This is a genomic window from Pyrinomonas methylaliphatogenes (assembly GCF_000820845.2).
In the GTDB taxonomy this organism is placed as follows: domain Bacteria; phylum Acidobacteriota; class Blastocatellia; order Pyrinomonadales; family Pyrinomonadaceae; genus Pyrinomonas; species Pyrinomonas methylaliphatogenes.
Genome location: NZ_CBXV010000002.1, coordinates 324,441 through 343,870, shown reverse-complemented (window position 1 = coordinate 343,870; position 19,430 = coordinate 324,441). Strand labels below are relative to the sequence as shown.

18 protein-coding genes and 1 riboswitch are annotated in these 19,430 nt (G+C 59.8%); of the genes, 4 read left to right on the top strand and 14 right to left on the bottom strand.

Annotated features, from left to right (window positions below):
• Positions 1 to 80: 80 nt before the first annotated feature.
• From PYK22_RS03145 to PYK22_RS03095, 11 genes are all read right to left on the bottom strand, one after another.
• Complete coding sequence (locus PYK22_RS03145) at positions 81 to 1,145, bottom strand: sulfate/molybdate ABC transporter ATP-binding protein (protein ID WP_041974186.1); 1,065 nt, start codon at positions 1,143 to 1,145, stop codon at positions 81 to 83.
• A gap of 72 nt (positions 1,146 to 1,217) precedes the next feature.
• Positions 1,218 to 2,075, bottom strand: coding sequence for a sulfate ABC transporter permease subunit CysW (cysW, locus tag PYK22_RS03140; RefSeq protein WP_041974184.1), 858 nt, complete (start codon positions 2,073 to 2,075; stop codon positions 1,218 to 1,220).
• A gap of 24 nt (positions 2,076 to 2,099) precedes the next feature.
• Positions 2,100 to 2,945, bottom strand: coding sequence for a sulfate ABC transporter permease subunit CysT (gene cysT / locus PYK22_RS03135; protein WP_083437560.1), 846 nt, complete (start codon positions 2,943 to 2,945; stop codon positions 2,100 to 2,102).
• An 8-nt stretch (positions 2,946 to 2,953) separates the two neighbouring features.
• Positions 2,954 to 3,970, bottom strand: a complete 1,017-nt coding sequence (locus PYK22_RS03130) for a sulfate ABC transporter substrate-binding protein (protein WP_099606154.1) — start codon at positions 3,968 to 3,970, stop codon at positions 2,954 to 2,956.
• 18 nt (positions 3,971 to 3,988) lie between these two features.
• Positions 3,989 to 5,521, bottom strand: a complete 1,533-nt coding sequence (locus PYK22_RS03125) for a porin (protein ID WP_060635280.1) — start codon at positions 5,519 to 5,521, stop codon at positions 3,989 to 3,991.
• Positions 5,522 to 5,647: 126 nt separating this feature from the next.
• Positions 5,648 to 5,857, bottom strand: a complete 210-nt coding sequence (locus PYK22_RS03120) for a YezD family protein (protein ID WP_041974178.1) — start codon at positions 5,855 to 5,857, stop codon at positions 5,648 to 5,650.
• A 20-nt stretch (positions 5,858 to 5,877) separates the two neighbouring features.
• On the bottom strand, positions 5,878 to 6,387 hold the full coding sequence (locus tag PYK22_RS03115) for an RrF2 family transcriptional regulator (protein ID WP_083437559.1): 510 nt from the start codon (positions 6,385 to 6,387) through the stop codon (positions 5,878 to 5,880).
• A 185-nt stretch (positions 6,388 to 6,572) separates the two neighbouring features.
• Positions 6,573 to 8,477: a phosphomethylpyrimidine synthase ThiC gene (thiC, locus tag PYK22_RS03110; RefSeq protein ID WP_328286914.1), complete on the bottom strand. Its 1,905-nt coding sequence runs from the start codon at positions 8,475 to 8,477 to the stop codon at positions 6,573 to 6,575.
• Positions 8,478 to 8,554: 77 nt separating this feature from the next.
• A riboswitch (TPP riboswitch) is annotated at positions 8,555 to 8,673 on the bottom strand.
• A 122-nt stretch (positions 8,674 to 8,795) separates the two neighbouring features.
• Positions 8,796 to 9,824 (bottom strand): GTP 3',8-cyclase MoaA, encoded by a 1,029-nt coding sequence (gene moaA / locus PYK22_RS03105; RefSeq protein ID WP_041974174.1) that lies wholly within the window; start codon positions 9,822 to 9,824, stop codon positions 8,796 to 8,798.
• A gap of 91 nt (positions 9,825 to 9,915) precedes the next feature.
• Complete coding sequence (locus PYK22_RS03100) at positions 9,916 to 10,596, bottom strand: lysophospholipid acyltransferase family protein (protein WP_041974172.1); 681 nt, start codon at positions 10,594 to 10,596, stop codon at positions 9,916 to 9,918.
• Between the two features lie 146 nt (positions 10,597 to 10,742).
• Positions 10,743 to 11,471, bottom strand: a complete 729-nt coding sequence (locus PYK22_RS03095) for a hypothetical protein (RefSeq protein WP_041974170.1) — start codon at positions 11,469 to 11,471, stop codon at positions 10,743 to 10,745.
• A 282-nt stretch (positions 11,472 to 11,753) separates the two neighbouring features.
• Between PYK22_RS03095 and gyrA the strand changes: the two genes are divergently transcribed.
• The 3 genes from gyrA (at position 11,754) to PYK22_RS03080 (ending at position 15,801) form a co-directional block, all read left to right on the top strand.
• Positions 11,754 to 14,321 (top strand): DNA gyrase subunit A, encoded by a 2,568-nt coding sequence (gene gyrA / locus PYK22_RS03090; protein ID WP_041974168.1) that lies wholly within the window; start codon positions 11,754 to 11,756, stop codon positions 14,319 to 14,321.
• 100 nt (positions 14,322 to 14,421) lie between these two features.
• The gene (locus PYK22_RS16290; RefSeq protein WP_060635279.1) at positions 14,422 to 14,919 is read left to right on the top strand and encodes a DUF4149 domain-containing protein; all 498 of its coding nucleotides are present in this window, start codon (positions 14,422 to 14,424) and stop codon (positions 14,917 to 14,919) included.
• A 75-nt stretch (positions 14,920 to 14,994) separates the two neighbouring features.
• Entirely contained in the window at positions 14,995 to 15,801 is an 807-nt protein-coding gene (locus PYK22_RS03080; protein ID WP_041974165.1) for a glycine/sarcosine/betaine reductase selenoprotein B family protein, read from the top strand.
• A 69-nt stretch (positions 15,802 to 15,870) separates the two neighbouring features.
• Here the strand turns inward: PYK22_RS03080 and amrS are convergent, their stop codons facing one another.
• Complete coding sequence (amrS, locus tag PYK22_RS03075) at positions 15,871 to 16,944, bottom strand: AmmeMemoRadiSam system radical SAM enzyme (RefSeq protein ID WP_060635278.1); 1,074 nt, start codon at positions 16,942 to 16,944, stop codon at positions 15,871 to 15,873.
• A gap of 156 nt (positions 16,945 to 17,100) precedes the next feature.
• On the opposite strand from amrS, the gene PYK22_RS03070 reads away from it, so the two are divergent.
• Positions 17,101 to 17,793, top strand: a complete 693-nt coding sequence (locus PYK22_RS03070; RefSeq protein WP_041974527.1) for an MBL fold metallo-hydrolase — start codon at positions 17,101 to 17,103, stop codon at positions 17,791 to 17,793.
• Positions 17,794 to 17,990: 197 nt separating this feature from the next.
• Here the strand turns inward: PYK22_RS03070 and PYK22_RS03065 are convergent, their stop codons facing one another.
• Positions 17,991 to 18,209: a hypothetical protein gene (locus tag PYK22_RS03065; RefSeq protein ID WP_041974163.1), complete on the bottom strand. Its 219-nt coding sequence runs from the start codon at positions 18,207 to 18,209 to the stop codon at positions 17,991 to 17,993.
• Between the two features lie 33 nt (positions 18,210 to 18,242).
• Entirely contained in the window at positions 18,243 to 19,337 is a 1,095-nt protein-coding gene (locus PYK22_RS03060; RefSeq protein WP_041974161.1) for a class I fructose-bisphosphate aldolase, read from the bottom strand.
• Positions 19,338 to 19,430: the final 93 nt, after the last annotated feature.

Sequence of the window (19,430 nt, the reverse complement as noted above, 5' to 3'; positions counted from 1 at the left end):
ACAGGGGCAACGCGCGCGAAATATACCCCCGTGCCGGGTCAGAAAGCAAGGGAATTGGGGCTTGACGGGGAGCAGCCTCTCTAAGCGGTCGAATCGGGGAAAACGCGCATCTCGCGGGGGCTGATGAAGACCTCGACGTCGCGCGCCAATTGCAGTGCGCGAAAGCGCTCATGCGACATCTCGACATGAACCGCATCGCCCCATTCGGTCGCCAGTTCCAGTTTGACCACTGGGCCAGCAGTGTTGATGTGTTTGACGCGGGCGCGAAAATGGTTGCGGCCCTGCGGACGTTCGTCTATATCGAACTGATGCGGTCGCACGTAAACGACGGCGGGCGCGGCATCGGGCGCGCCATCTTCGGGAAGGTCGAGCGCGACGTTGCCGATGATCGCTTTGCCGCCTTCGACGCGACCGCGAAAGAGGTTCACGTTGCCCAAGAAATCGCAGACGAACGGCGTCGCCGGATGGTTGTAGACCTCTTCGGGGGTTCCCGCTTGCTCGATTCGCCCTCTGTTCATCACGACGACGCGATCGGCCACTTCGAGCGCTTCCTCCTGATCGTGCGTGACGAAGATGCTGGTGATGTGAATCTCGTCATGCAATCGTCGCAGCCAGCGGCGCAGCTCCTGACGGACTTTAGCGTCGAGCGATCCGAACGGTTCGTCCAACAAAAGGACCTGTGGCTCGACCGCGAGCGCGCGCGCCAGCGCGACACGTTGACGTTGGCCGCCGGAGAGTTGAGCTGGAAGTCGGTCGGCGAGCCAATCGAGCTGGACCAATCGCAGGAGTTCGTTCACGCGCCTTCTGATCTCCGCTTCCGAAGGACGCTCGCGGCGCGGGCGGACGCGCAATCCGAAAGCCACATTGTCAAAGACGGTCATGTGGCGAAACAGCGCGTAATGTTGGAAGACGAAGCCGACCCTTCGTTCGCGCGCTTTGCGTTGCGTCGCATCTTCGCCATCAAAAAGGACGGCGCCGCGATCCGGGAATTCTAAGCCGGCGATGATGCGAAGCAGCGTCGTCTTGCCCGATCCGGAGGGGCCGAGCAGGGCGACCAATTCACCCGACTCGACGCTCAGATCTATATCTTTGAGCGCCGTGAACGCGCCGAAGGTTTTGTTGATGCCACGCACCTCGATCTTCATGGGGTTACGGCTGCAAGCTTCATCGCTCGAACGACGCTTTCGCGTTATGCTCTGGCCGCAAATCGCGATCGCTCAAGCGGCGCTTTCTTCCGCCATCAACTTGACGATGGCTAAATATCGCTTCGCCTTCCACTCGATCGCGCTTTTGACGATCAACGTCAGGAGCGCCAAGAGCGTCAACAGCGAAGCGACGGCGAAAGCGGCGACGAATTGGTACTCATTGTAAAGGATCTCGATATGAAGCGTCATCGTGTTGGTGACGCCGCGCACGTGACCGGAGACGACCGAGACGGCCCCGAACTCACCCATCGCGCGCGCATTGCAGAGGATCACCCCGTAGAGCAATCCCCATTTGATGTTCGGCAGCGTGATATGCCGGAAGGTTTGCCAGCCGCTGGCGCCGAGCGTCAGTGCGGCCTCCTCCTCTTCGTTGCCCTGCATCTGCATGAGCGGGATCAGTTCGCGCGCGACGAACGGAAAGGTGACGAAAGCGGTCGCCAAGATGATGCCCGGCACGGCGAATATGATCTTGATGTTGTGTGCCGCAAGCCAGGGGCCGAAGATGCCTCGCGCGCCGAAAAGCAAGGCGTACATCAATCCGGCGACGACCGGGGAGATGGAGAAGGGCAGATCTATCAGCGCCATCAGAACGTTCTTGCCGATGAACTGAAACTTGGCGATCGCCCACGCCGCCGCCAGCCCGAACAGCACGTTGAGCGGGACGGTGATCGCCGCCGTCATGAGCGTCAAAAGGATGGCCGATCTCGCGTCCGGTGTGCGAAACGACTCGAAGTAGACGGCGACGCCTTGGCTGAAAGCTTCGGCGAAGACGGCAACGAGCGGCAGAAGCAGAAATAGACAGAGGAAGATCAGCGCTACGCCCGTCAAAAACCAACGGATCAATTTGGGTTCCATCGTCGCTCCGACCATCTCAAACCTCGCCTCGAATGAACCTTAGCGCATCGCGCGCCAAACCGTTCGGTGACGGTCGCTGAATCGCCACTGTAGCAGATTGATCAAAAGCAGTAGCGCGAAAGAGGCTAAAAGCAGGACGATGGCGATCGCCGTTGCCCCGGCGTAGTCAAACTGCTCTAATTTCGTGACGATGAGAAGCGGCGTGATCTCGGTGCGCATGGGCATGTTGCCCGAGATGAAGATGACCGAACCGTATTCGCCTATGGCGCGCGCGAAGGCGAGCGCGAATCCGGTCAAGATGGCCGGCGCGAGCGTCGGCAGGATCACGCGCGCGAACGTCTGCCAACGACTTGCGCCGAGGCTCGCTGCCGCCTCCTCGACCTCGCGATCGAAATCTTCGAGCACGGGTTGAACCGTGCGCACGACGAACGGAAGTCCGATGAAGGTGAGCGCGACGACGACGCCGAGCGGCGTGTAGGCGATCTTGATCCCGAGCGGCGCGAGATGACGGCCGATCCACCCGTTGCTCGAGTAGATGGCCGTCAAGGCGATGCCCGAAACCGCGGTCGGCAAAGCGAACGGAAGATCGATCATCGCATCGAACAGACGCCGACCCGGAAAGTCGTATCGCACGAGCACCCATGCGACCAACAGTCCGAACGCGGCGTTGATCGTCGCGCCGACGAGCGAGGCGCCGAAACTGAGACGATAAGAGGCGAGCGCGCGCGGCGTCGTCGCGATCGCCCAAAACTCGCTCCACGTGAGCGCCGTCGCTTTGATGACGAGCGCCGAAAGCGGAAGCAGCACGATGAGGCTCAGATAGAAGAGCGTAAAGCCCATCGTCAAACCGAAACCGGGCAGAATGCTGCGCTCCTTCAAAGTCATGCCACACCTCATCTGCTCGGGCTATAGATCTGATCAAAAGTCGCGCCGTCGGCGAAATGCGCGCGGTGCGCGTTCTGCCAGCTTCCGAAGACCTCCTCGATCGTGAACAGCTTCAGTTTGGGAAACTGTGATGCATATTTTGCCATAACCGCTGGCGAGCGCGGTCGGTAAAAATGCTTGGCGGCGATCTCTTGCCCCTCTTCGGAGTACAGGTACTGCAAATAGGCGAGCGCCACATCGCGCGTCCCGTGCTTATCGGCGAACCTGTCAACCACGGCGACGGGCGGCTCGGCCAAGATGCTCGTGGATGGGACGACCATCTCGAACCTGTCTTGGCCGAACTCTTTGAGCGTGAGCAAGACTTCGTTCTCCCAGTTGATGAGGACGTCGCCGATGCCGCGTTCGACGAACGTAGTCGTCGCGCCACGCGCGCCAGAATCGAGAACCGGCACGTTCTTGTAAAGACGCGCGATGAACTCTCTGGCTTTCGCCTCATCGCCGTTGTTCTTCTTCAACGCATAGCCCCACGCCGCTAGGTAGTTCCATCGCGCGGCGCCGGAGGTCTTCGGATTCGGCGTGATCACGGAGACATCAGGTCTGATCAGATCGTCCCAGTCTTTGATCCCCTTCGGGTTGCCTTTGCGCACCAGAAAGACGATCGTTGAAGTGTAAGGCGAGCTGTTGTTGGGCAACCTCTTCTGCCAATCCGCAGAGAGCAGGCCGGCTTGCGCGATCGCGTCTACGTCATAGGCCAGAGCCAGCGTCACGACATCGGCTTCCAGCCCATCTATCACGGCGCGCGCCTGTTTGCCCGATCCGCCGTGGGATTGGTTGATGCGAACGGTCTGCCCCGTCTTCCCCTTCCAATACTTGGCGAAGGCGGCGTTGAATTCTTGATAAAATTCGCGCGTCGGATCGTAGGACACGTTGAGCAACGTGATCTCTTTCGATGAATTTGCCGGTCCAGAAGATTGGCAAGCGATCAACAGAGCGGAAACAAAGATCACGAAAAGCCACTTTCTCATCTTTCCCCCCTCCTTCAATTAAAAAGCGATTTGGAAACGGCTGAGGACGGCCTTCTCAGCCGGTCTGTCGCCGCGCGCGGCGCCGCCGGTGAAATCGGTCCGCTCGTAGTTCAAAGCGAACTTCACGTTTCGATTGAAGTACCAGTTAAGACCCAACGCCCACGCCTCGGCCTTGCGAGATGAATCCTGCGGGTTGGCGAAGATCGGGAAAGCGTCGCCATCGATCTTCAGTTGGTGATAGCGACCGGCGATCTCGAACGCCCCAAACGTCTTGTTCTTCGGGTCGAACTCGCGCCGCGGCGACACCCCGCGATAAGAAGCCCTTTCGCCGGTCAGTACATAAGAGACCGTAACTTGCCAAGCATCGTTCTGTATCTGCCCGACCGCCGCGCCGCGCCGCACGCGCTGCGACGTCCAGACATATTCGGCGAGCACTCCGACTGGTCCAGCGTAATAGTAAGCTTGCGGCGAAAGGCGATAGCGACGTCCGTCGGCGATGGTCGTGCCTTGAGCCGTTCCATCCGAACGATAGCGGAAGAAGAGTTGTTGGCCGGTTGTGCGATAGCTTGGCAGATTAGGCGAAGCCGCATTGCCGCGTTCGTTGCCCGCGCTGCCGGCAAGTCCGAGCCCTAAACCTTGTAACGTGCGCTCTCTGCTTCGCTTGAATGGGTGCGCAAAAAGACGCGCGATTAGATCTTTGCCATCGCCGGTATCAGAATCGTTGCTGCCGCCATCGACCGATCCGTTGAAGATCCCTGCTGCATAGCTGATCGCGCCGTCTCCCACGTCCCCGAAAATCTGCAAGCCGAGATCGCGGTTGGGGACGAGCGCCGTCGGCAACGCGCGCTCGATGAAAGTCGTATCGGTCGCCGATTGCAGGCGTTCCAATCCGAAGGGCGCTTTGGCCTTGCCGAAACGGAAACGCGCTTGCGGCCAGAAACGCGCGTCGAGATGTAGATCTTGAAGCGTCGTTTGGCCGCCGCCGAAATCGGGCATGATGCGAAAATCGAAATACTTGTAAACCGTGCCCTCGATGATCGGGCGCGCGCGACGGATGATGAACGTGTCGGCAAGGGTTTGATTCCTGTCGCCGAAGAACCATCGCGAATCGACTTGGAAATATCCGCGCAGTTTCAGTTGAAAATCGCCGTCAGCCGAGCGTAGAAAGAACCCTTCGCGTCCTGCGCCGACATTTACATCGTCTTTGGCGCGCCGCAACTGAGACGCCACCTCCGCCGGAGGAGATTGTTTAATCGCCCTCTTCTCCTCAGTCTCTCTGCGCGAATTGCTGCTTTCGAGTTCTTGAACTTTTCGGGCTAAAGCTTCGAGGCGCTCTTTAAGCGTGGAATCAGCGGGCGGGAATGATCGAGAGGGTCGTGCCGGATCGGCGATTGAATCCAGCCTCTTTTCCAGTTCGCTTAATCTCTCTTCGAGAGCTTTGATCTGCGCTTCGAGCGTTCTCGGCGCCGCGTTTGCATCTTGGGCTGAAGACTTTTGAGGCGACGCTAGCGCGCTGAAAACGACCGGAAGCAGAAAAAGTAAACGCTTCATCGGCTGTCCTCCTTCGTGAAAGCGTTCGAGTCTCCTCCGGTCGTCCGGTCGGTCTCGGGAAAACTGATGGATCAACGCCTCCAGCTTTCTGGTCGGCAACGATGCGCTTTTGACAATCTCCTTCCGTCAACATGTCGTGTGTGCTGCGCCTCCTTTGCTTGCGCTCGGTTCAAAACGCACCTTCTCTTTGCGCTCTATCTGAACCACGCGCGAATCGTGAATGATAATTTCGACGGAACCGTACCGAATGGTACGAATGGCGGTCAAAATCTCCCGCTCGATCTCTTCGGGCAGCTCCGCCGTTTGATTCAAGCGTTGCGGTGCTCTCTCTCCCATTTCGGTAACAACCTCTCGGCTCAGGCGGTTCGACGCTCGCTTTTAGCTCCACCGGCGCGCGTTTTCGCCCTCGATGAACGCAATGGCGCGCCCTTACGTTTCGGCCTTTGTCGGTCCACACGCTCGATAAGATCGGCCAGGCTCGTTCCATCGAGGATGCGCGCCGTCGCATCGCGCACCTCCTTCATCACCAGCCTGATGCCGCAACCCTTCTCGTCATCGCATTCTTCGCAAGGCGCATAGGCCGTTCGACTAACGCATGGCAGCGGGGCTAAGGGGCCATCGAGCGCGCGGATCACTTGGCCCAAATAGATCGCTTCCGGCTCCTTGCGCAAAAGGTAGCCGCCGCCGCGCCCCTTCTTGCTTTGGAGGATGCCCTGCCTCTTCAAATCGAGCAGAATCAGCTCTAGGAACTTCTGCGGGATGCGTTCCCGTCTGGCTAGATCGGCGATCAACACGGGCCCATCTCCATCGGCGCGCGCCAGCGCGATCAAGGCACGGAGCGCATATTTAGCCTTTTTCGAAAGCATTCTCGACTAACCCTATCGAATGAGTAGAGTAATTTACTCGGAACGGGATGCAACGTCAAGTCTTTTCTTCAGACGGCCGCTCTTCTATTAACCGAAACGGTGGGCGCCTCGGCGGATCGTCTTGATCTCGCCGAGGCGCCCCTTTTTATGGAGAGCCTGCTTTCAGGATCATCCATTCGCCGGTTTTAACTTTTGCGGTAGATCTCGGCGCCCGTCGAGATGAACTCCGCCGCTTTTTCGCGCATTCCGGCTTCGAGCGCCGATTGTTCATCCAACCCTTTTTGCGCCGCGTATTCGCGCACCTCTTGCGTGATCTTCATCGAGCAGAAGTGCGGCCCGCACATCGAGCAGAAATGAGCGAGTTTGGCGCCTTCCTGCGGCAAAGTTTCGTCGTGGAATTCACGGGCCGTTTCCGGATCGAGCGAGAGATTGAACTGATCTTCCCACCGGAACTCGAAGCGCGCCTTCGAGAGCGCGTTGTCCCACGCTTGCGCGCGCGGATGCCCTTTGGCTAGGTCCGCCGCATGCGCGGCGATCTTGTAGGCGATGACGCCATCTTTGACGTCCTTCTTGTTCGGCAATCCCAGATGCTCCTTGGGCGTGACGTAGCAGAGCATGGCCGTGCCATACCAGCCGATCATCGCCGCGCCGATGGCCGAGGTGATGTGATCATATCCGGGCGCGATGTCGGTGGTGAGCGGGCCCAAGGTGTAGAACGGAGCTTCGTGGCAGATCTCAAGCTCCTTGTCCATGTTCTCTTTGATCAGGTGCATCGGGATGTGGCCTGGCCCTTCGATCATCACTTGGCAATCCATCTCCCACGCGATCTTGGTCAGCTCGCCGAGCGTTTCGAGTTCGGCAAACTGCGCTTCGTCGTTGGCATCGGCGATCGAGCCGGGACGAAGCCCGTCGCCCAGGGAGAACGAGACGTCGTAGGCGGCCATGATCTCGCAGATTTCGCGAAAGTGCGTGTAGAGGAAGTTCTCCTTGTGGTGGGCCAGACACCACTTGGCGATGATCGAACCGCCGCGGCTGACTATCCCGGTCATGCGCCGCGCCGTCAGCGGAATGTAAGCTAAGCGCACGCCCGCATGGATCGTGAAGTAATCGACGCCCTGTTCGGCCTGCTCGATCAACGTGTCGCGGAAGACCTCCCACGTCAGGTCTTCGGCTTTGCCGCCCACCTTTTCGAGCGCTTGGTAGATGGGCACGGTGCCGATCGGGACGGGCGAATTCCGTATGATCCACTCGCGCGTCGCGTGAATGTTGCGCCCCGTCGAAAGGTCCATCACCGTATCGGCGCCCCATCGAATGGCCCAGCGCATCTTCTCGACCTCTTCTTCGATGGAAGAGGAGACGGACGAATTGCCGATGTTGGCGTTGATCTTGACGAAGAAGTTGCGCCCGATGATCATCGGCTCAAGTTCTTGATGGTTGATGTTGGCCGGGATGATGGCGCGCCCGCGCGCGACCTCTTGGCGGACGAATTCGGGCGTGATCTCTTCGGGGATCTCTGCGCCGAAGCCCATGCCGCGATGACGATGATGGATCGAATCGCGCGGCGCGTCTTTCATCATCTCGCGCAAACGCGCGCGGCCCAGATTCTCACGAATGGCGACGAACTCCATTTCGGGCGTGATGATCCCGCGCCGCGCGTAGTGCATCTGCGTGACGCGATGGCCCGGTTTAGCGCGCAGCGGCGGGCGGCGCTCGCCCGGAAAGATCTCGAGCCGGCCTTGTTCGCGGGCGCGACGCAGCGCCTCCGTGTCCCTGTAGCCGTCATCTTCGGGGCGGACGGCGCGCCCTTCGTACTCTTCGACATCGCCGCGCGCGAGAATCCACTGGCGCCTGATCGGCGGTAACCCTCGGCGCACATCGCCTTTGAAATCAGGGTCGCCCCACGGACCGCTCGTGTCGTAAAGGCGCAACGGAGGGTTCTCTTCGAGCGTGCCATCCATGCGGCGCGTCGGATGCAGATACACCTCGCGGAACGGAACGCGCACGCCCTCATGTTCGCCTTCGACGTAGATGCGCCGCGAATTGGGGAATTGTGCGGTTCGGCTCAGCTCTTCGGCTTTGTTCTTCATCATGCTCATATTCCCGAATCCTTATCGGCTCAGAGTTCAAATCTGAGATGAAAAAAGCCGCTTCCGTCCGCAAGGGCATGAAGCGGCTTCATCTTGCTCCCTTCGACGGCATTACCCGTATCAGGTTCAAGGGGTCTCGCCTTCGGGCGACTCTCAGCCTGCGCCCTCCGTCCAGACGCAAGCTCCCCCGCTCGGTTCGCTTTGTCAAATCGCCTCGTGAGTTCTCATTATACACCACAAATGAGGAGCGGCGAGAAGCGCTTTTATCGCGGCGTGAGAGCGGGCGTGTCTTTCGCCGCTCGATCATTGCTTTCGACCGCTTCACCCGCCGATGAAGCTCATCGTCCGCGACGGGGGCGTAAAGTCCGGCTCGTTAATGCGGTGGCCGGCCTCTTTCTTCGTGACGACGCGGCAGATGAACTCGATGATCTCATCGCGCGTTGCGCCGCTTCTTATCACATCCCGAAGAGAGTATTCGACCGTCGAAAAGAGACAGGTTCTGATTTGGCCATCGGCCGTCAGCCGTATGCGTGAGCAAGCGCCGCAGAAGGGTTCTGTGACCGGAGCGATGATGCCTATCTCGCCGGGCGCGCCATCGGCGAAGCGATAACGAACCGCCGTGTTTGAGCCGCGTTCCTCTTCGATGGGCACGAGCGGGAAGCGGCCTTCGATCCGTTCGCGTATTTCGCGCCCGGAGACCACCTTGTCGCGCGACCAATGATAAGCGGCGTCGAGCGGCATGAACTCGATGAAGCGCATGATCAGATCGTGCTCGCGCGCGAAGGCGGCCAGATCAGCGACCTCCGTTTCGTTGTAACCGCGCACGATGACGGCGTTGATTTTGATCGGACGAAGTCCGGCGCGTTTCGCTGCGTCGATCCCTTCGAGCACGCGCGCGAGCGCATCCGTGCCGGTGATCCGCTGAAAGTTCTCGCGGCGCAAACTATCGAGGCTGATCGTGATCCGGTCGAGTCCCGCTCGCTTCAAGCTCGCCGCGCGCGCAGGCAGGAAATAGCCATTGGTCGTCATCGCCAGATCGCGCAGCCCGCGCGTCCTCAATCGCGCTAGCTTCTCGACGAGCGTTTCGATATCGCGCCGCATCATCGGTTCGCCACCCGTCAAACGGATCTTCTCGATCCCCAGCGAAACGAATAGCTCGGCTGCCAATTCTATCTCTTCGTAGCTCAGCATCCGGTCTTTCGGCGCGATGGGCGGTTCGCCATGCGGTAGGCAGTAGAAACAGCGAAAATTGCAACGGTCCGTCACCGAGATGCGAAGATCGCGGATCGTCCGACCGAAGGAATCTTTGAGCGTGGCGCGCACGGTTGATTGGCCTCTCCGATTAATCATAAGCCGCTTTGCCGTCGCAACCCAAGCGTCGCGACGAGACGGATCGATGCGGCAGAGGCCTTCATATGCGTCCGCACGACAACTCGCCGCTTTATCGCAGCGCGGCGGCGATGAGCGAGCTCAGCTGTTCCGTTTCGCGCCGCACGCACGCGCGAACATCCTCGCCTGCATGCGGCGCGATCCGATATGGTTCGTGATAGATGATCTCGACCGAAGAGAAACGCGGCAACAGTTGACCTACGGGCCAGACGCGATGACCGCCGCGGATCGTCACGGGCAAGATGGGCACCTCGGCCTCGAGCGCCATGCGCACGGCGCCCGGTTTGAATCTCTTGAGGGAGCCGTCGGGGTAGCCGCGCCCGCCCTCAGGGAAGATGACCACCGCGCCGCCCGCTCTGATCCATTGAAGGGCGCGACGTATTGCCGCCGGATCGCGCCCTTCGATTTGCAGCGGCCAGGCGCCGAAGAGCGTCATCAGCGGGCCAACGATGGGCCAGTCGAAAGCTTCATCCCACGCAAGATAGCGGAGCGGACGTTTGATCGGGATCGAAATCCAAATCGGATCTATGTATGTCTGATGGTTGGCGGCGATGACGAGTCCTCCCGTCAGCGGGATGTGTTCGGTGCCGCGAAAACTCATGCGCCAAAGCAGCTTCGAGAGCAAGCGCGTCGGCGGTCGCAGCGCTTCGAGCACCCACTGCGGTAAGACGAAGGACCTTTGCGCCAGCGCGCGCCGTCTTTCAGGTGCGATCTCCGTCTTCGCCTCGCTCACGGCTAAGAGATCTCGATCATCGAGGTGGAAGGAGGTCTCTCAACTTCCACTATGCCTCATTCGCGTGACCAGCGCAACGCTCCAGACGCAAATCAACAATCCTCGCGCCTCGGTTTCGCTTCTCCGGCGGTGAGCGCTTCGCGCTTTCAAGTTAATCCTTCGATCGGCCATCGTCCATCGATGAACTCGAGATGCAAGCGCGGAAGGCCGTTTGGGCCGACGTGACGTGCGCGCACGGCGGCGACCAGCGCAAAGTCGGGCCGGTGCGCGTCGCGCAATCTGACGAAACGGCCCGGTTCGATCTCAAGGGTGCTGAAGACGGCGGCCCCTTCCGGGCTGATGTTCTCCGTCACCGTCGCCTCGCTCAAGAAAGCGCGCCCGTCATCGTCGAGCAGTTCGAGGATGACTTCGAGTGGAAGGATGAGGCGCGTCCGATCGGAACGAGTATCTTCGCTTTGCGCGCGCACCGCGATCATCCCATCGCCGCGCGATGAATCGATCGGCTCATAACGCTGCGTCGGGTCGCTGAGGAAACTTTCGGGCGGACGTTTGCCGATGAAAGCGACTCCAATTTCGAACCGACTCTGCCCATCCGCATAGTATGCTCGGACGTGCCTGACCAATGCCCAAACGCGATACTGCGGTTCGGCGTGATCGAAGCAGCGTAGCTGTCTTGGCAGCGGTATAGTCAAGTGGAGTAGGCGGCCACGTTCGGTCGGATGGCGCAGGCGTAAACGCGCGCCGAATGGCGTGACGTCTATCAAGCGCGTCGTTTCGGTCCACTCATGCGAGGCGCTTTCACGCGCGTGAACCCGTGCCGGCAGCGAGAAGTTCAATCGCTCGCGCAAGCGGCGCGATCCTCTTTCTGTCCTCATGTTGGGTCCCTCTGGCGAAAGGGGGGGCGTTAGCCGCGGAAGTGCCTGATTCTCAAGAAGTTCTAATCTCATCGGGGGTTGCCAACAGGACCCGCTTCAGCTACAATAAATTGTGCTTTTTCGGGCCCTCATTGCTGGAGACTCACCACCACGGCTCCCGGCGACAACGGATGTTCCGTCGAAGGATCATGATGGCATAGGTGCGTAAGTTTCCGGCGAACAGGCCATGTGACGAGGTGGGCGCGAAGTGCCCAACGCCAATTCTACCTGAAAGGTTGCGAGATGGAAACGGGAATCGTCGAACGTAACTACGTCAACATCGAAGACGAGATGCGGCGCTCGTATCTCGATTACGCGATGTCGGTCATCATCGGGCGAGCGCTGCCCGACGTGCGCGATGGGTTCAAGCCCGTGCATCGGCGCGTGCTCTGGACCATGCACGAACTTGGCAATACCTACAACAAACCTTACAAGAAGAGCGCGCGCGTCGTGGGCGATGCCATCGGCAAATACCATCCGCACGGCGACGCTGCCGTGTACGAGACGATCGTGCGCATGGCCCAAGATTTTTCCATGCGCTATCCGCTCATCGACGGGCAGGGAAATTTCGGCAGCATCGATGGCGATGCCGCGGCGGCGATGCGCTACACGGAGGTGCGTCTGCATCGCTTGGCTGAAGCTGTTCTCGCCGACATCGAGAAGGAGACGGTCGATTTTCATCCGAACTACGACGAATCTCTATCGGAGCCGACCGTTTTGCCGGTGCGTTTCCCGAACCTTTTAGCCAACGGCGCCGAAGGCATCGCCGTCGGCATGGCGACCAAGATCCCGCCGCACAATCTGACCGAACTTGTAGATGCGACGATCGCGCTCATCAAGAAGCCTTCGATCGCCATCGAAGAGTTGATGCAGTACGTCCCAGGGCCGGACTTCCCGACCGGAGGATTCATCTACGGGCGCGAAGGCATCCGTCAGGCTTACGCGACGGGGCGCGGCGTCATCCAGATACGCGCGCGCGCGGCGATCGATCGCGTCGGGCGCGGCTCGCAGGAGCGCGATGCGATCGTGATCACCGAGATCCCTTTTCAAGTGAACAAGGCGCGATTGATCGAGACGATCGCGCAATTGATCAACGAGAAGAAGATCGAAGGGATCGCCGATCTGCGCGATGAATCGAACCGCGAAGGCATGCGCATCGTCATCGAACTCAAACGCGACGCCGTGCCGCAGGTCGTCTTGAACAAGCTCTATAAGCTCACCCCACTTCAGACTTCGTTCGGCATCATCAATCTGGCGATCGTCAACGGGCAGCCGCGCATTCTGAACCTCAAGGAGCTGCTCGAAGCCTTCGTCGATTTCCGGCGCGAGGTGGTCCGCCGACGCACGGAGTATGAGCTCCGGCGCGCGCGCGCCCGCGCGCACATCCTCGAGGGCTTGAACCGGGCGATCGACGCGCTCGACGTGATCATCCCGCTTATCCGCAACGCGCGCAACGTTGATGAAGCGCGACGTTGGTTGATGGGCGATCTGGCGACGATCAAAGAGATCAAGGAGTGGAAGGGCGCGAATCAAACGGCAGCCAATTTCGTCGCGCAGATCGAGAAGGTCATGGCGCGTTTGCGCTTCAGCGAGCAGCAGGCGCAAGCGATCCTCGACTTGCAACTGCGGCGTCTATCGGCGCTCGAGCGACAGAAGCTGCTCGAAGAGTACGAGCAGATCATCCGTCAAATCGCCGAACTCGAAGAGATCTTGGCGAGCGAAGCCGCTCTGCGGCGCGTCATCATCCGCGAACTCGAAGAGGTGAAGAAGAACTTCGGCGACGAGCGGCGCACGCAGATCGTCGATGAGGGCGTCGAGCTGCGCATCGAAGACCTGATCGCCGACGAAGATGTGGTCATCACGGTGACCAACTCCGGTTACATCAAAAGGACGCCGGTCACTACCTATCAGCGGCAGGGGCGCGGCGGCAAAGGGCGTTTCGGCGCGGCGGCCAAGAACGGCGACTTCGTCGAACACTTGTTCGTCGCTTCGACGCATGCCTATCTGCTCATCTTCACCGACGATGGGCAGGTCTACAAGCTCAAAGTGCACGAGATCCCTGATGCCCCGCCAGCGGCCCGCGGCAAAGCGATCGTCAACTTGATAAACATCCCGAGCGACCGGAAGCTTGCCGGCATCGTCGCCGTGCGCGATTTTTCGGACGATCACTACGTCGTGATGGTCACACGCAATGGTGTCATCAAGAAGACGGCGCTAAGCGAGTTTCAGAATATACGCTCGAACGGCATCAATGCCATCAACGTTGATGAAGGCGACGCCTTGCTCGATGTCGTCTTGACCGATGGCAAGAAACGAATCTTCATCGCGACGCACGACGGCATGGCGATCCGCTTCGATGAGGCGGAGGTCCGCCCGATGGGGCGCGCGGCGCGCGGCGTGCGCGGCATCGAACTTCGTTCGGGCGATTACGTCGTCGCGCTGTGCGCCGTTTCTAAGGACGATCACGAACGCATGCTCTCGATCAGCGAGCAAGGTTACGGCAAACAGACGCCCATCAGCGATTATCGCCTGCAGTCGCGCGGCGGGCGCGGCGTCATCAATATGCGGACGACGGAAAAGACGGGCAAGGTCGTCGCCGTCTTTCCGGTCGAAGACGATTCCGAGGTGATGATCATCACGCAGCACGGAAAACTGATCCGCATCGAGGCGAGCGAGATTCGCAAAACGGGCCGCAGCGCTTCGGGCGTGCGTTTGATCAAGACGGAAGAGGGCGACAAAGTGACGAGCGCTTCGCTGCTCGAAGCTTCCGAACCGGACGAAGTCGAGGAGCAAATGGAGTCCGTACACTGATGGCCGCGCCCCTTTTTGAAGGCCAGAGGCTTCGCCAGCGTGGGCGAACCTTCGGACGCGGCGCGAGCCGCTAAAGCCCCGTTCGTTCCGCCTCAAGTCGATGAATGTGAAAGACATCGCACGTGCCGTTCGCCTCTTGCTGCTCGCCGCCTGGGTTGGCGCGGCGATCTTCTTCAGCGCCATCGTCGCCCCGGCGCTCTTTGCCGTGCTTCCGACCAGAGAATTGGCCGGCGCGGTGGTCGGGCGCGTGCTGCCGATGCTCAACTGGGCCGGTCTCATCATCGCGCTCGCGCTTCTGGCGAGCCGCCGACTGGACCAGACGACGACCGCGGCGCGGCGCATCATCGCCGCAGGCGTTAGCGCGCTCGCCGCAGCGACGGCGTGCGGATTGCTCATCAGCGCGCGGATCGAAGCGTTGCGCCGGACGATGCCCGGTCCGATAGATTCGCTCGCGCCGGGCGATCCGCTCCGGCAAGCCTTCGGACAATGGCACGCGCTATCGGTGCTCGCGTTGGCGGTCGGGATTGTGGCGGCAACGCTCGCTTCTCTAGCTATGGCGAAAAGGCGCGCCGATCCGCTTGGTGGAACCGATCGCTAAGATGTGACTTTCGCCGCGTTTCACCGTAAAATCTTCGGCTTTGCGTTCGAGCACAAACTTTAGCGGGAGAAGGCTGTGGAGATCATCGAGAAGGTCAACGATTGGCGTGAGCGTTACAGGGATTGGCAGCAGAGGTCTGATCCGACGAGCGATGATCTGAGCGATTATCCGTTCATCGAGAACCGGCGCGCGCCTTTCATCCCTTTGCGCCGCGCCTTGCCGCTTTTGAATCTAGCGCTCGTCAGTTCGGCGGGCGCTTACGTCGACGGCACCGAACCTTTCGATACAAAGGCTCCGGGCGGCGACATAAGTTTTCGCGAGATCCCGACGCTCGTCGAGCCGGAAGATCTGCGCTTCGTCGCGCGCGGCTACGATCCTGCCGCCGTGCAAGCGGACATCAACGCGCAGATCCCGCTGCAACGTCTCTTCGAATTCGAGGACAACAACATCATCGGTCGGCTGGTGCCCGCTTTCTGGAGCTTCTGCGGCTTCATCACCGACGCCGCGCGCTTCGTCGAGGAGGCGATGCCGCGTCTGATCGAACGCATACGGCGTTATGAGGCGCAAGCTGTATTGCTCATCCCGGCGTCGCGCTTGTGCCACCAGACGATGGGCTTGGCTGCGCGCGCCATCGAAGCGGCTGGTATACCGACGATGATGATCGCCGTCGAGCGCGAAGTGACCGACCTGGTGCGTCCGCCGCGCGCCGGATACTATCCGGGGCAATTCGGCGCGGTCGCCGGCCAACCCAATTGGCCGGAACACCAGAAGCGCGTGTTGGATGAGGCTTTGCGGTTGCTCGAACCGATGAGCGAACCCGACGTGCGACGATTATCGGTCGATATCGAAACGGAAGTCGAGTTGCAGCGGGGCGAAAAATGATCGGGAGTGAGGCTTGCCCTTAAGCAGAGGCGTCTCCGAATCTTAAAAGGTGAGCGGGGCCGATTAGCCTTAGGACCAGATGCCCGGGATCGTTTCGCCGCAATGCGGACAGTGGCCGTCGGACGTCACGCGCATACGGCGCACGATGAATCCGTAGCGTTCGACTAAGAGCGCATCGCACCGCGGACAATAGGTGTTCTCCCATCGCCCGACCTTGCCGGGCAGATTGCCCGCGTATACGTAACGCAGACCTGCTTGGCGCCCGATCTCGCACGCGCGCACGAGTTGCTCGGCGGTCGTGTTCGGCTTATCCATCATCTTGTAGTCTTGATGGAATGCTGTAACGTGCCATGGGATGTCGGGTGAGACTGAAGCGATGAACTCCGCCGCGCGCCGCAGCTCTTCCTCGGAGTCGTTGAAGCCGGGAACGATCAAAGTGACGATCTCTTCCCAAAAACCGCGCTCATAGACCATCTTGACGGTCTCGAGGATGTTCTCGAGCACGCCGCCCAATTGACGATAGTTGCGGTCGTTCATCGTCTTCAGGTCGATCTTGTAGCAATCGGTCCACGGGCGCAGATAATCGAGCACTTGCGGCGTCGCGTTGCCGTTGGAGATGAAGGCCGTCTTCAGTCCGGCCCGTTTGGCGCGCTTGAAGACTTCAACGGCCCATTCGGCTGTGATCAGCGGCTCATTGTAGCTCGAACCGACTATTTGCGCGCCGTAACTCAGCGCCAAATCGATGAGTTGATCTGCCGATACAGCGCGTGGGACCACGCCAGCCGCTTCGTCCCGCAGGGCTTGACTGGTGATGTAGTTCTGGCAGTAGGCGCAGTGAAGATCGCAGCCGAGCATGCCGAAGGTGAGCGTGTCGGAGCCGGGCAGAACGTGGAAGAAAGGCTTCTTCTCGGTCGGGTCGCACGCGAGCGCGGCGACGTAGTTCATCGGAACGCGCAGCTTCCCGCCCTGATTGAAGCGCACTTTGCAGATCCCGCGCCGCCCCTCCTTGATCAGACAGCGATGGCCGCAGGCGTAGCATCGAAGCGATCCGTCCGGGTAGCGCTCGGTCAATTCGGGCGCGCCTTCGGCGGTCATCTCATCCAAAATTTCGGCCAGTGTGGCGGCGCGTTGGCTGATCGGCATGGTGAACCTCTCGACTTAGTGGCGGAATCGCCCAACAGCGATTATACTTTCATTCAGGCTCGTCGAGCACATCAATTTAGATGCGTGGTGGGAGAGGCTCGATGGCTTCTCTTACGCGCCGCAAAAAACGCGGCGGAGAGATTTCGCTATTCGGAAATGATCGTCAAAACTTTCGTCGTCACACCCTTTCAGCAGAACGCGCGGATCGTCGCCTGTGAACGGACGCGCCGCGCCGTCGTGATCGATCCCGGAGATGCGGCTGGTGCGCGGCGGATCGCTTCGACTCTCGATCGCCTCGGTCTCGCTCTGCAAGCGATCGCTTTGACTCATGCGCATGTCGATCACATCGGTGGCGTAAGCGAGCTCAAGCGTTTGAAACCTGATGCGGAGATCATCCTGCATCCTGCGGATGAAGCGCTTTACCGAGCCTTACCCGAGCAGCCGATGTGGCTCGGCATCCCGCGTTCCGAGTGGCCTTCGCTCGGGCTTGTTTACGAAAGCCCGCCGCCGATTGACCGGCATTGGGCGGACGAAGATGAATATGAACTCGGCGACCTGCGCTTCGTGATCTATCACACGCCCGGACACGCGCCCGGACATGTCGTCCTATTCGAGTCGAAGGAGCGCGCCCTCTTCGGCGGCGATTGCCTTTTCGCCGGTTCGATCGGACGGACAGATCTGCCCGGCGGCTCTTTTGAAGAGTTGATCGATTCGATCGAGAACAAAATCTTGCCGCTTGGCGATGACGTGCGCGTTTACACAGGGCACGGCCCCGAAACGACCATTGGACAAGAGCGGCGGACTAACCCTTTCCTGACGGGGGCTTACCTCGTTTATAAACCGAGGTGATGAATCGCGCGCCGAACGCTAGGGCAAGCGATCTCATCTCCGTTTATTGAACGTAAAGAGCAGTTAGACTTCGGTTTCAAGCCGATCCTAAGAGCGAGAGGGGGTGAGATGAGCGGACGATCTCACCCCGCAAGCATTTCGAAAGATTCAGCGGGCGAAAGCCATTGCGGCCTCTTGCTCTTCGATGCCCTTGGCACTCATTTCAGGTGCTCTTCCTTCATCTTCTCCCATCGCCGCCTCTTCTCTTCATCGAGTTCGCTTGGAAGCGTTTCGATGGGCACACCGTATTCGGCGCAGAATTGTCGCCAGAGGACGAAACGGACATCCAATTGTCCCGTATCGTCGGAGATGGCGTTAGATGCTTCTCGCGCAGCCGGCTCGTCGGTCGAAAGGCGCTTCTTCAATTCCTCGTTCACTCTTTCGGTCGAACGCCTCCTCAAACTTTTCGCTCAAGCGACGGTGATCTCTTTAGCGAGATAGACGTCCTGGATTGCATGCAGAAGCTCGACGCCTTCGGCCATCGGTCGTTGGAAGGCCTTACGCCCGGAGATGAGCCCCATGCCGCCCCCGCGCTTGTTGATGACGGCTGTGCGCACCGCCTCTTGAAGATCGCTCTTGCCTTTGGATTCGCCGCCGGAGTTGATCAAACCGCAGCGGCCCATGTAACAGTTGGCGACTTGGTAGCGCACGAGATCGATCGGATGGTCGCTCGTCAACTCCTCGTAGACCTTCTTGTTCGTCTTACCATAGGGCGATTCGTGGCCGAGGACGAGATAGCCGCCGTTCCTCTCCGGAAGCTTCTGCTTGATCAGATCGGCTTGCATGGTGACGCCGAGATGGTTAGCTTGCCCGGTCAAATCTGCCGCCGTGTGCATATCGCCTTCGGGCGTCTTGAACTTCGGGTTGCGCAAATAACACCAAAGAATGGTCGCCATGCCGAGTTCGTGCGCGTAGGCGAAGGCTTCAGCGATCTCCGTGATCTGGCGCGTGGACTCTTCCGATCCGAAGTAAACGGTCGCGCCGACGGCCACCGCCCCCATGTCGCGCGCTTGCTCGACCGTGCCGAAGAGGATTTGATCGTACTTGTTCGGGTAGGTCAGCAGTTCGTTGTGATTGATCTTGACGATGAAGGGGATCTTGTGCGCGTACTTGCGCGCGACCGCGCCGAGTACGCCGAAAGTCGAAGCGACGGCGTTGCAACCCCCTTCGATAGCAAGCCGCACGATGTTCTCGGGATCGAAGTAGTCAGGATTAGGCGCGAACGAAGCCCCCGCCGAATGTTCGACGCCCTGATCGACGGGCAGGATCGAAAGATAACCTGTGCCGGCGAGGCGTCCGTGGTTGAAGAGCGCTTGAAGCGAACGCAATACCGGGGTCGGGCGATCCGAAAGCGCCCACACGCGATCGACGAAATCGGGGCCCGGTAGATGCAGTTTCTCCTTGGGGATGGTGCGCGATTGGTGCTCGAGAAGCGAAGCGGCTTCGTCGCCGAGCAGAGACTCGATCCGCGCTAGGGTTTCACCGTGTTTCAATTGCGTGCTCATCGGGATGTCTCCTCCTCTGTTTGAATAGCCATTTTAGCCAAAAGAACAGCAATTATAGCATGCCTTCTTGCGGGGTTAAATAAATTGATTTAA